Origin of the sequence: Streptomyces nigra, from assembly GCF_003074055.1 — a bacterium.
In the GTDB taxonomy this organism is placed as follows: Bacteria; Actinomycetota; Actinomycetes; order Streptomycetales; family Streptomycetaceae; genus Streptomyces; species Streptomyces nigra.
Genome location: NZ_CP029043.1, coordinates 1,767,476 through 1,779,248, shown reverse-complemented (window position 1 = coordinate 1,779,248; position 11,773 = coordinate 1,767,476). Strand labels below are relative to the sequence as shown.

Sequence of the window (11,773 nt, the reverse complement as noted above, 5' to 3'; positions counted from 1 at the left end):
TGCGTCAGTCCCGCTCGCACACGAAGATCGCCGTGCCCGGGATCAGATGCCCGCGCAGCGGCGACCAGCCGCCCCACTCCGCGGTGTTCCAGGCCGGCCACTCCGGCTCCACCAGATCCACCAGCCGGAACCCGGCCGCCACGACGTCCCGCACCCGGTCGCCGATCGTGCGGTGGTGCTCCACATACACGGCGTGGCCCTCGTCGTCCTGCTCCACATAAGGGGTGCGGTCGAAGTACGACGCGGAGACCGACAGCCCCTCCGGGCCGGGCTCGTCCGGGAACGCCCAGCGGATCGGATGGGTCACCGAGAACACGAACCGGCCGCCGGGCCGCAGCACCCGGCGCAGCTCCCGCAGCACCAGCACCGGGTCGGCGACGAAGGGCAGCGCCCCGTACGCCGAGCACGCCAGGTCGAACGAGCCGTCGGCGAAGGGCAGCGCCCCCGCGTCGGCGCACACCAGCGGGAACGCGCCCCCGATCCGCAGGGCGTGCTGGAGCTGCCGGTGGGAGATGTCCAGGGCGACCGGGCGGGCGCCCTGCGCGGCCAGCCAGCGCGAGCACTGCGCCGCACCGGCCCCGATCTCCAGGACGTCCTTGTTCTTCAGCGTCTCGGGCGGGCCGAGCAGCTCGGCCTCCACCTCGTCCAGTCCCTCGGGCCCCCATACGAAGCGGTCGTCCCCGAGGAAGGTGCCGTGCTCGATCTGGTACTCGTCCGCGTTGCGGTCCCACCAGCCCCGGTTGGCACGGGAGCTCTCCGCGGTGCCGGCTTCGCGCCGGGTCGCCTCCGGTTCCGCTTCGGGTTCCGGGGAGGAGGCGGACGGGATCTCGGGCGATGCGGGCTCTTGGATGATCGGCTCCCTCGTCGTACTCTTCCGTCACCTGAACGGCGCGGCCCCTCCAGGCGGTGTCACGCGAGGGGTGTCCCTAGGCGCGCGTGGCCTGTGGAGACAGGTTCTGTGCCGGGTATGCGGCGATCCGCCCCGGGTGTGCGGCTTCGCGCATTGACCCTGCCCGGCTGCCCCCGTATGCTACAAGTTGCGCTGCGGGCCTGCGCACCTCAGACGTAGCAGGCTGCGCTCGCATCTGTTGTATGTCCCCTCGGTTGTCGAGGCGCCATAAGGGTTCTCCCGTTTGGCGCTTCCTTGGCTGTCCGGCTTCTTCAGAGCGATACGGGCTCCCGGCGTAGCAGTACCTACGACTCAATGTCCGTACCGGAGCCCTTTCCCACATGACGAGCAGCACCGAGACCACCGCCACCACCCCGCAGGTTGCGGTCAACGACATCGGTAACGAGGAAGCCTTCCTCGCCGCGATCGACGAGACGATCAAGTACTTCAACGACGGCGACATCGTCGACGGCGTCATCGTGAAGGTCGACCGGGGCGAGGGCCTGCTCGACATCGGTTACAAGACCGAAGGTGTCATCCCGAGCCGTGAGCTCTCGATCAAGCACGACGTCGACCCCAACGAGGTCGTCGCCGTCGGTGACGAGATCGAAGCCCTCGTTCTCCAGAAGGAGGACAAGGAAGGCCGCCTGATCCTCTCGAAGAAGCGCGCCCAGTACGAGCGCGCCTGGGGCACCATCGAGAAGATCAAGGAAGAGGACGGCATCGTCACCGGTACCGTCATCGAGGTCGTCAAGGGTGGTCTCATCCTCGACATCGGCCTCCGCGGCTTCCTCCCGGCCTCCCTCGTGGAGATGCGCCGTGTCCGCGACCTCCAGCCCTACGTGGGCAAGGAGCTCGAGGCGAAGATCATCGAGCTGGACAAGAACCGCAACAACGTGGTCCTGTCCCGCCGTGCCTGGCTGGAGCAGACCCAGTCCGAGGTGCGCCAGACGTTCCTCACCACCCTCCAGAAGGGTCAGGTCCGTTCCGGCGTCGTCTCCTCGATCGTCAACTTCGGTGCCTTCGTGGACCTGGGTGGCGTCGACGGTCTGGTCCACGTCTCCGAGCTGTCCTGGAAGCACATCGACCACCCGTCCGAGGTCGTCGAGGTCGGTCAGGAAGTCACCGTCGAGGTCCTCGACGTCGACATGGACCGCGAGCGTGTCTCCCTGTCGCTGAAGGCGACCCAGGAAGACCCGTGGCAGCAGTTCGCCCGCACCCACCAGATCGGCCAGGTCGTGCCCGGCAAGGTCACGAAGCTGGTTCCGTTCGGTGCGTTCGTCCGCGTGGACGAGGGCATCGAGGGTCTGGTCCACATCTCCGAGCTGGCCGAGCGCCACGTGGAGATCCCGGAGCAGGTCGTCCAGGTCAACGACGAGATCTTCGTCAAGGTCATCGACATCGACCTCGAGCGCCGTCGCATCAGCCTCTCGCTGAAGCAGGCCAACGAGTCCTTCGGTGCCGACCCGGCCTCGGTCGAGTTCGACCCGACCCTGTACGGCATGGCCGCGTCGTACGACGACCAGGGCAACTACATCTACCCCGAGGGCTTCGACCCCGAGACCAACGACTGGCTCGAGGGTTACGAGAAGCAGCGCGAGGAGTGGGAGCGCCAGTACGCCGAGGCGCAGCAGCGCTTCGAGCAGCACCAGGCGCAGGTCATCAAGTCCCGCGAGGCGGACGAGAAGGCCGCTGCCGAGGGTGGCGAGGCCGCTGCTCCGGCCGCGTCCGGTGGCGGTTCGTACTCCTCCGAGGGTGCCGACAACAGCGGCGCGCTCGCCTCGGACGAGGCGCTCGCCGCTCTGCGCGAGAAGCTGGCGGGCGGCCAGAGCTGACGCTCTCCGTCCGACAGAGCCCAAGACCGAGGGGCCGTACCTTTCGAGGTACGGCCCTTCGGCCGTTCCCGGCCCGCTGTCGCCGGTCACGCGGGCTGCCGGTCACGCCTCCTGCCGGCCGCCGGCCGGGAAACGATCAAGAACTCCTCCGTCCGGGGAATGCCGCCGCCCGTAGGGGCGTTGTCACATACGGACACGAGGAGGAGCGGTCACTGTGCTTGATCCGCAGGATTTGTACACGTGGGAGCCGAAGGGCCTGGCCGTCGTCGACATGGCGCTCGCCCAGGAGTCGGCCGGCCTTGTCATGCTCTACCACTTCGACGGCTACATCGACGCGGGGGAGACCGGCGACCAGATCGTCGAGCGGCTCCTGGACTCGCTGCCCCACCAGGTCGTCGCCCGCTTCGACCACGACCGGCTCGTCGACTACCGCGCCCGCCGCCCGCTGCTGACCTTCCGGCGCGACCGCTGGTCCGGGTACGAGGTGCCCGCCATCGAGGTCCGGCTCGTCCAGGACGCCACCGGTGCCCCGTTCCTGCTGCTGTCCGGCCCCGAGCCGGACGTGGAGTGGGAGCGCTTCGCCGCCGCCGTGAAGCAGATCGTCGAACGGCTCGGCGTGCGTCTGTCGGTGAACTTCCACGGCATCCCCATGGGCGTCCCGCACACCCGTCCCGTCGGCCTCACCCCGCACGGCAACCGCACCGACCTGGTCCCCGGCCACACCAGCCCCTTCGACGAGGCCCAGGTCCCCGGCAGCGCCGAGTCGCTGGTCGAGTACCGGCTGATGGAGGCCGGACACGACGTGCTCGGGGTCGCCGCGCACGTCCCCCACTACATCGCCCGCTCGCCGTACCCGGACGCCGCGCTCACCGTCCTGGAGGCAGTCACCGCGGCCACCGGACTGGTCCTGCCCGGTGTGGCGCACGGGCTGCGCACCGAGGCCCACCGCACGCAGAACGAGATCGACCGGCAGATCCGCGAGGGCGACGACGAGCTCACGAACCTCGTCGAGGGCCTCGAGCACCAGTACGACGCGGTCGCGGGCGCCGAGACCCGGGGCAACATGCTCGCCGAACCGGTGGACATCCCCTCCGCCGACGAGATCGGCCGCGAGTTCGAACGCTTCCTGGCCGAGCGGGAGGGCGACGGCTGACGGGCCGCGGCGGCGTCTAGGCTGGCGGCCATGTTGAAGGTGGGTCTGACCGGCGGTATCGGTGCCGGCAAGAGCGAGGTGTCCCGGCTGCTCGTGGAGCACGGGGCCGTCCTGATCGACGCGGACCGTATCGCCCGCGAGGTCGTCGCGCCCGGCACCCCGGGCCTGGCCGCCGTCGTCGAGGCGTTCGGGGAGGACGTCCTCGCCGCCGACGGCAGCCTGGACCGGCCCCGGCTGGGCTCCATCGTCTTCACCGACCCGGAGCGGCTGGCCGTGCTGAACTCGATCGTGCACCCGCTCGTCGGGGCGCGTTCGCGTGAACTGGAGGAGGCCGCCGCCGAGGACGCCGTCGTCGTGCACGACGTGCCCCTCCTCACCGAGAACGGCCTCGCCCCGCTGTACGACCTCGTCGTCGTCGTGGACGCCGACCCCGGCACCCAGCTGGACCGGCTGGTGCGGCTGCGCGGCATGACCGAGGCGGACGCCCGCGCCCGGATGGCCGCCCAGGCGACCCGGGAACAGCGCCGCTCGATCGCGGACATCGTCATCGACAACGACGTACCGCTGGACGAGCTGCGGCGGCGCGTGAAGGACGTCTGGGAGGACCTGGTGCGCCGGGCGAGGGCCTGAGCCTCGGGAGCGCCGTACGTCGACCGGCGGTGCCGGAATAGCGGCCCGGCGTCCGGGCGTTGAACCCTCCCAGCGAGGGAAGGACTCTGCCGTGCCCCAGACCAGCGGTTCCACCGGACGTACTCCGGAGACCCATGTCATCGACTTCCGCGCCGCCGAGCAGCTGCTCGACGCGCGCGATCCGCGCGGCGCGGTCAAGCTGCTCGACGGTGTCATCGCCGCGCACCCGGAGAACACCGCGGCCCGGCTGCTGCGCGCGCGGGCCTTCTTCGCCGCGGCACAGCTGCGCCCCGCCGAGCTGGAGTTCACCATCGTCCTGGAGCGCGAGCCGGACAACGCGTTCGCGCATTTCGCGCTCGCCCGCACCTATGAGCGGCAGGGCCGCCGCGACCAGGCCACCCGGCACTTCCGGCTGGCGGCGGCGCTCGACCCGAACCCGGAGTACGTGAAGGCGGCCCGGTTCGAGGACTGAGGCCCCTGGGACTTTGCGGACACGACCTAGGGCTCCTCGTGGCGTGGGGGCGGTGGGCCGTGCGGGTCCCGTGGGGCGGTGCTGTGCGGCCGGGCGGGCGGCCGGCCCTCCTCGTACGCCTCGTACGGCGGCACGTCCGGGCCGGGCTGGTAGTGCGGGCCCTGCCGGATGTGCCGGACGACCATGATCATGTCGATCGTGATCACCAGCCAGAGCACACCGCAGGCCACGGCCCAGCCGGGACGCCCGGCGACCGCGAACGCGACCGTGCCGAAGGCCGACCAGGCCACCCCCCACACGCACAGCCAGAAGCGGATCCGCAGCGGGCTGCGCGCCGTCCTCGGCTCACTCCCGGTACGCATGGGAACCACCTCTCCTCCAGCATGCCTCGGACTCCGGGTACCCCGTGTCGGATCGTCCGCCGGCGGCCGATGACTTTCGCGGCCACCCCGGGTCTGTCACTCCGACCGCATCACAGATCACGGATCACGGATCGCAGACCGGTATCGCAGACCGTGGATCGCAGACCCAGGAGAGAGCATGTCCGAGACCACCGCCTCCCGTACCGCCCCCGCCCGCGCCGTGATCCCGCAGGGGCGCACGGCCCGGACCGCGCTGCGCGGTCTGCAGATCCTGCTCGCCCTCTTCTACGCGGGCGCGAGCGCGCTGCCGAAGCTGATCGCGCACCCGTCTGGGGCGGAGACCTTCGAGCGGCTCGGCTGGGGCAGCACGGGGATGTACACGATCGGTGTGCTCGAACTGGCCGGTGCCATAGCGCTGTTGATCCCCGTGCTCCAGTCGGTCGCGGCGATCGCGCTGAGCGCGCTCATGGTGGGGGCGTTCATCGTCTCGGTCACCGCGCTGGGCGGGGAGAACGCGGCGACCCCGCTCATCCTGATCGTCCCGCTGGCCCTGATCGCCTGGGCCAGGCGCGGCTCCCTCACCGATCTGCGGCGACTGGTGGCCCGGGACGCCTGAGCGCCCCGGACGTCAGCCGCGCCCCGGACATCACCGTCCGCGCGGCTGTGCCGGGCCGCTGCCGCCGCCCATCAGGCCGCGCAGCCGCTCCAGCTCCCGCCGGTCCCGCTTGGTCGGCCGGCCCGCGCCACGGTCACGGACACCGGCCGGGGCGACGGCCTCGCGCGGCGGCGGAGGCGGCGAGTTGTCGACGAGGCACTGGGCGGCGACCGGGGCACCGACCCGCTTGCGGATGAGCCGTTTCACGACGACGACCCGCTCCCGGTGCTCCTGCCGCAGCCGGACCTCGTCGCCGACGCGGAGCAGGTGCGACGGCTTCACGTTCTGGCCGTTCACGCGCACATGCCCGCCCTTGCAGGCGGCGGCGCCCGCGGAGCGGGTCTTCACCAGGCGTACGGCCCAGATCCAGCTGTCGACCCGGACGGGCTCGCCGTTCTGCGGCACGGCCGCCTCGGCGGCGGCCACGGCGGCGACGATCTTCGGGTCGACGGTCTGGGACTCGGCGGTCTGGGACTCGGCGGTGGCCGGGCCTGCCGGCTCCCGTGCGGCGTCCGGTCCGGCCGTCGTGCCGGTCTTCTCCACGGTGTCCTCGGTCTCCTGGGTCTCCACGGTGTCCTCGGAAGGCATGTCTCGACCTTAGTCTGCGGCCCGGGCCGGCGGCGGTGTCCGGCCACCCGGCGGCCGTACGGTGGAGGGGTGGATGCGCTCGCTGATCTCGACCGGCGGATCACCGGCTGCCGGGCCTGCCCGAGGCTGGTCGACTGGCGCGAGGAGGTGGCCCGCACCAAACGCGCCGCCTTCGCCGACCAGACCTACTGGGGCCGCCCGGTGCCCGGCTTCGGCCCGCCCGACGCCCGGCTGCTCATCGTCGGGCTCGCCCCGGCCGCGCACGGCGGCAACCGCACCGGCCGGATGTTCACCGGCGACCGTTCCGGGGACGTGCTGTACCAGGCCCTGTACGACGTGGGACTGGCCTCGCAGCCGACCTCGGTCGCCGCCGACGACGGCCTGGAGCTGTACGGCGTCCGCGTCACCGCCCCCGTGCACTGCGCGCCGCCCGCCAACCGGCCCACCCCCGGCGAACGGGAGACCTGCCGGGCCTGGCTCGTACGGGAACTGGGGCTGCTGAAGCCCACGATGCGCGCCCTCGTCGTCCTCGGCGCCTTCGGCTGGCAGGCCACGCTGCCCGCGCTGCGCGACGCCGGCTGGACCGTGCCCCGGCCCCGGCCCGCCTTCGCGCACGGCGCCCGGGTCGCCCTCGACGGCCTGGACGTCTTCGGCTGCTTCCACGTCAGCCAGCGCAACACCTTCACCGGCCGGCTCACCCCCGCCATGCTGCGCGACGTGCTGCGCACGGCGGCCGGGGCGGCGGGGCTCGGCACCTGAGACGCCCACCGCGTCAGGCGGGCTGCCCGGGGCGCCACACGTACCGCACGTCCGGCTCCCGCTCCTCGTTGCCGCTGCCGTCCGTGGACTCGGCGGCGACGAAGCCGTGCCGGGCGTAGAAGCGGTGGGCGGGCCCGTTGACCTGGAACGTCCACAGGCTCAGCCCCTCGGGGCGGCGGCGCTTGGCGAGGCCGACGAACCGGTCGCCCACGCCACGGCCGCGCCACTCGGGGTCCAGATACAGCTGGGCGAGCTCGTCACCGTCGAGGACCATCAGCCCGACGACCCGTCCGGCGTGGTCGGCGACCCATGTCTCCTGCGACGGCAGCACCACCTCGCCGAAGTACGCGCGCACCTCGTCGTCGGAGTGCGGCCGGACCACGGACGGCAGGGCCGCGGTGAACGACCGCAGCCACACGTCGGCGACGGCCCGGGCGTCGGCCGCCACGGCCCGGCGCAGGGCGACGGCGTTCAGGACCGCACCTCCGGTCCCGCGTCCGGAACGGCGGCCGTGGCCGTGATCTCCACCAACTGCCCGGAGTAGCCGAGGCAGGCCACCCCGAGCAGCGTCGACGAGTGCGGGCCCGTGCTCAGCCCGGACGCCTCGACGACCTCCCACACGGCGGAGAGCACCGCCGTGTCACCGCTCACGACGTACACCTCGGTCGACAGCACATGCGCCAGATCGCTGGCCACGGCCCGCAGTTGCTCCTCCAGATCGGCCACCACCTGCTCGGCCTGCCGTACCGGATCACCCTCGCCGACCAGCTTGCCCTCCGCGTCCAGCGGCACGGACCCGGCGAGAAACGCGATCCGCGTGCCCGCCTCCACGACGGACGCATGCGAGTACGTGGGGGGCGGGAAGAGGGCCGGTGAGGTGACGCGGCGGATCATGAAGGCTGCTCCTGGGATGCTGAGAGGTCCTGAGCGGTGAAGGTGCCCAACCAGCCGATCATGCGGGGCCGTGGAGCCACGCGCATCCGAATTTCCGCCGGTCCGCTGCCGCGTGATTTCCCATGGCGGCGCGGCGGACGGCTCCGTACGCTTCCGGCATGGCCACCGCCTCCGACGACACCGTCTTCCTCGACACCCTCGCCGGCCGGCTCGCCGCCCTCCCCACCGTCCGGGCCGTCGCGCTCGGCGGCTCCCGGGCGCAGGGCACCCACCGGCCGGACAGCGACTGGGACCTGGCCGTCTACTACCGCGGCCCCTTCGACCCGGACGACCTGCGCGCGGCCGGCTGGGAGGGCGAGGTGTCCGAGGTCGGCGGCTGGGGCGGGGGCGTCTTCAACGGCGGCGCGTGGCTGACCGTCGAGGGACGCCGGGTCGACGTGCACTACCGCGATCTCGACGTCGTGGAACGGGAGATGGCGGAGGCCGAACAGGGACGGTTCCGGGTGGAGCCGCTGCTGTTCCACCTCGCGGGCATCCCCAGCTACCTGGTCGTCGCCGAGCTGGCGATCAACCGGGTGCTGCGCGGCGAACTGCCGAGCCCCGACGGCTATCCGGCCAGGCTGCGTCGCACGGCGAGCGAACGCTGGCACGACACCGCCCACGCCACCCTCGCCTACGCCCGCGCCCACCACGCCCCGGCCGGCCGCCTCACGGAGGTGGCGGGTGCCATCGCCACGGCGGCCGTACAGACGGGGCACGCCGTGCTCGCCGGGCGAGGAGAGTGGGTGACCAACGAGAAACGACTGCTGGAACGGGCGGGACTGCGCTCGGTGGACGCCGTCCTCGCTGGGCTGGAGCCGAGCCCGGACGCCCTGCTGCGGGCGGTGACGGAGGCGGAGACGCTGTTCGCGGCCGTCTGATCCCGCGGATCGGGCACGGGCGGCCCCGGCACCGTCGCCTTTCGCTACGCCGAGCGCGGTGACCGGCACGGGCAGTCTTCGGCGTCGTCGCCTTTCTGGAGCGCCGCGTGCCGGCGCGGTGACCGGCACCCGCCGGGCCTGGCACGGTCACCTTCTCGAGGCGCCGGGTGCCGGGCAAGCCGCCTGGCACGCACTGGCTGCGGCGTCGTCGCCTCGCCGGAAAACCCCGCGGGGCACGGCAACCGGAACGTGCCGTGCCTGGCACGGTCACCTTCCCGGGACGTCCCGCGCCGGGCACGGCGGCCGGCACCCGCTGTCCCCGGCGTCGTCGCCTTCCCGGAACACCGGGCGCGGGGCAGCCACCGGCACGCGCGTTCCCCGGCAGCGCCGCCTTCCCGGACCCGCGCGCCGGGCACGGCAACCGGCACAAACCGTCCCGGGCGTCGTCGCCCTACGGAGCGCCGCGCGCCGGGCACGGCAACCGGCGCCGGCCGTGTCCGGCGTCGTTACCCTCCCCGGAACGGCGCCCGTGACGACCCGCACCCGCCTTCCCCGCCACCGTCACCTCCCGGAAACACCGTCGTCCCGTGCGGCACACGTCGTGGCAGTACCGTGGAAGGCACAGTCCGCCGCCCGGCCGCCGTCGCCCGAAGGCGTTTCGCCCTCGTCCGACAGGAGCCCTGTGTCCCGCCGCGCGCGTCCGCTTCCGCCCTGGCTCGCCCACGCTCTGCGCGCCCAGCGGGGACCGGTGCCGTGGGGCGCGGTCGTCCGGGGGGCGCTGTCCGCCGGGCCCCTGCTGCTGGCCGCCGTCCTGGCAGGCCGGGCCACCCTCGGGGTCGTCGCCGCCATCGCCGCCATGCTCGCCGGGATCAACGACCGTCCTGGCAGCCGCCGCTCGTCCGTGCACCGGATCGGTGTGCCCGCGCTGGCGGGAGCGGCCGGTGTGCTCGCCGGCACCTACGCCGGCGACCACCTGGGGGCCGTACCGCTCACCCTCGTCCTCACCCTGCTCGGGCTCGTCGCCGGCGGGGTGTGCGCCGTCGGGCCCGTCGCCTCCGCCGCCGGCACCCAGGTGCTCGTCGCCACGGCCGTCGGCGCCGGGATGCCGCTGCCCGAGAGCGCGGGCCAGCGGGCCCTGGCCTTCCTCGCCGGCGCGGCCTGGCTGCTCGCGCTCAGGCTGGCGCTGCCCACCCCGGGTTCCCTCGCCGGTGACTTCCGGTTCGACGGGGAACGGGCCGCCGTCGCCGGGGTGTACGACGCGATCGCCGGACTCCTCGACGCCGTCGGCACCGACCACGCCCTCGCCCGCCGGGCCGCCCTCACCGCCGCCCTCGACCAGGCGCAGGACGCCCTGACCGGGCCCCGGCTGCGCCGGTACGCCTCGTCGTCCGCCGAGCGGCGGCTGCACGCCCAGTACGCGGCCGCCCTGCCGCTCGCCGAGGCGGCCACCGCGCTCGCCTGGGCCGGGGAGGCCGTACCCGCCCGGGCCGGCGAGGGGCCCCGGCGCCTCGCCACCGCCGTGCGCGGCAGCACCCACACCGGGCCGCTGCCCGCGCCCTCCCGGTCGGCGCCCGCCCTGCGCGCCCTCGACGACGCCCTGCTGCACGCCGCCGAGGCCTTCGACCGGGGCCGGGAGAACCGGAACCTGCACGCCCGGCGCCGTACCGTCCGCGACCGCGTCCGCGCCGGGCTCGGGGCGGGCGGACGGGAGTACGGGCTGCGTGTCGCCCTGTGCTTCGGGGCCGCCGCCGGCATCGCCCAGGCGCTCCACCACGCCCACTGGTACGGGCAGCACACCCACTGGTACTGGCTGCCCGCCACCGCCGTCTTCCTCGTCAAGCCCGACCTCGGGCCGCTGGTCTCCCGGGTGCTGTGCCGGGCGGCCGGAACGGTCCTCGGCGCCCTGGTCTTCGCCGGTTTCGCGGCCGTACTGCCCCGGCCCGAGGGGCTTGTCGCGCTCGTCGCGGTCAGCGGCGCCCTGATCCCGGTGGCCACCCGGCACTTCGCCGCCCAGACCGCCGTCGTCACGGTCCTCGTGCTCGCCCTGGTCATGGTGGGCGGCGAACCGCAGGCGTCCGTAGGGCGGATCGGGGAGACCCTGCTGGCCTGCGCGATCGTGCTCGTCGCCGGGCATCTGCCGATGCCCGGACAGCGCGGCGGGGGAGTACGGTCCCGGCTCACCGCCGCCGCGGACGCCGCCACCGCCTACCTCACCCATGTGCTGGGCGAAGCCGGCACGGAAACGGACGGGGACCCCGACGCGCCGCGCGCCGTGCGCTGGACGCTGCGCCGTGAGGCCTACCGGACGCTCGCCGAGGCCCGGGGCGCCGTCGCGCTCACCGCCGCCGAACTGCCCGCGCTCGCCCGGCACGCCCAGGGCGCGGACCACGTCGTCACCACCCTCGAACAACTCGTCGACGCCACCACCGCGTGCGCCGTGCACCTCGACGACACCGGACGGCTCACCCCGCAGCACACCGCCCGGCTCACCGAACTCCTCGACACCCTCGCCGGGGAACGTCACCGCACCGGGCTGCGCGTCCCGGAGGCCGCCGCAGTGCCCGCCCTCGCCGGCTGACACCCCGCAACCGCCCCCGCGGAGGCACCCCGGCGCCG

The 11,773-nt window shown here is 73.5% G+C and carries 13 protein-coding genes; 8 read left to right on the top strand and 5 right to left on the bottom strand.

Going from position 1 to position 11,773, the window contains the following annotated elements; all coding sequences use genetic code 11:
• Positions 1–4: 4 nt before the first annotated feature.
• A complete protein-coding gene (locus tag DC008_RS08290) occupies positions 5–853 on the bottom strand; it encodes a class I SAM-dependent methyltransferase (protein ID WP_208646106.1) in 849 nt (282 codons plus the stop codon).
• A 377-nt stretch (positions 854–1,230) separates the two neighbouring features.
• Here DC008_RS08290 and rpsA point away from each other — a divergent pair, with 377 nt between their 5' ends.
• The 4 genes from rpsA to DC008_RS08270 all read left to right on the top strand — a co-directional run bounded on the left by rpsA (position 1,231) and on the right by DC008_RS08270 (position 4,979).
• The gene (rpsA, locus tag DC008_RS08285) at positions 1,231–2,724 is read left to right on the top strand and encodes a 30S ribosomal protein S1 (protein ID WP_108706393.1); all 1,494 of its coding nucleotides are present in this window, start codon (positions 1,231–1,233) and stop codon (positions 2,722–2,724) included.
• Between the two features lie 214 nt (positions 2,725–2,938).
• A complete protein-coding gene (locus tag DC008_RS08280) occupies positions 2,939–3,877 on the top strand; it encodes a PAC2 family protein (protein ID WP_108706392.1) in 939 nt (312 codons plus the stop codon).
• A 30-nt stretch (positions 3,878–3,907) separates the two neighbouring features.
• Entirely contained in the window at positions 3,908–4,507 is a 600-nt protein-coding gene (gene coaE, locus DC008_RS08275; protein ID WP_108706391.1) for a dephospho-CoA kinase, read from the top strand.
• 91 nt (positions 4,508–4,598) lie between these two features.
• Positions 4,599–4,979 carry a tetratricopeptide repeat protein gene (locus tag DC008_RS08270; RefSeq protein WP_055621522.1) on the top strand — a complete coding sequence of 127 codons (381 nt, stop codon included), beginning with the start codon at positions 4,599–4,601 and terminating at the stop codon, positions 4,977–4,979.
• 26 nt (positions 4,980–5,005) lie between these two features.
• Here DC008_RS08270 and DC008_RS08265 read toward each other — a convergent pair whose 3' ends face one another.
• Positions 5,006–5,341: a DUF6343 family protein gene (locus DC008_RS08265; RefSeq protein WP_108706390.1), complete on the bottom strand. Its 336-nt coding sequence runs from the start codon at positions 5,339–5,341 to the stop codon at positions 5,006–5,008.
• A 178-nt stretch (positions 5,342–5,519) separates the two neighbouring features.
• On the opposite strand from DC008_RS08265, the gene DC008_RS08260 reads away from it, so the two are divergent.
• Complete coding sequence (locus tag DC008_RS08260; protein WP_108706389.1) at positions 5,520–5,957, top strand: DoxX family protein; 438 nt, start codon at positions 5,520–5,522, stop codon at positions 5,955–5,957.
• A gap of 30 nt (positions 5,958–5,987) precedes the next feature.
• Here DC008_RS08260 and DC008_RS08255 read toward each other — a convergent pair whose 3' ends face one another.
• Positions 5,988–6,584 carry an RNA-binding S4 domain-containing protein gene (locus DC008_RS08255; protein WP_108706388.1) on the bottom strand — a complete coding sequence of 199 codons (597 nt, stop codon included), beginning with the start codon at positions 6,582–6,584 and terminating at the stop codon, positions 5,988–5,990.
• A 69-nt stretch (positions 6,585–6,653) separates the two neighbouring features.
• Here DC008_RS08255 and DC008_RS08250 point away from each other — a divergent pair, with 69 nt between their 5' ends.
• A complete protein-coding gene (locus DC008_RS08250; RefSeq protein ID WP_108706387.1) occupies positions 6,654–7,343 on the top strand; it encodes a uracil-DNA glycosylase in 690 nt (229 codons plus the stop codon).
• A 13-nt stretch (positions 7,344–7,356) separates the two neighbouring features.
• Here the strand turns inward: DC008_RS08250 and DC008_RS08245 are convergent, their stop codons facing one another.
• The gene (locus DC008_RS08245) at positions 7,357–7,818 is read right to left on the bottom strand and encodes a GNAT family N-acetyltransferase (protein WP_108710609.1); all 462 of its coding nucleotides are present in this window, start codon (positions 7,816–7,818) and stop codon (positions 7,357–7,359) included.
• On the bottom strand, positions 7,815–8,237 hold the full coding sequence (locus DC008_RS08240) for a RidA family protein (RefSeq protein WP_108706386.1): 423 nt from the start codon (positions 8,235–8,237) through the stop codon (positions 7,815–7,817). Before DC008_RS08240 ends, DC008_RS08245 begins: the two co-directional genes overlap by 4 nt.
• Positions 8,238–8,395: 158 nt before the next feature.
• On the opposite strand from DC008_RS08240, the gene DC008_RS08235 reads away from it, so the two are divergent.
• On the top strand, positions 8,396–9,157 hold the full coding sequence (locus DC008_RS08235) for a nucleotidyltransferase domain-containing protein (protein ID WP_108706385.1): 762 nt from the start codon (positions 8,396–8,398) through the stop codon (positions 9,155–9,157).
• A 682-nt stretch (positions 9,158–9,839) separates the two neighbouring features.
• Complete coding sequence (locus DC008_RS08230) at positions 9,840–11,735, top strand: FUSC family protein (protein WP_108706384.1); 1,896 nt, start codon at positions 9,840–9,842, stop codon at positions 11,733–11,735.
• The last annotated feature ends 38 nt before the right edge of the window (positions 11,736–11,773 follow it).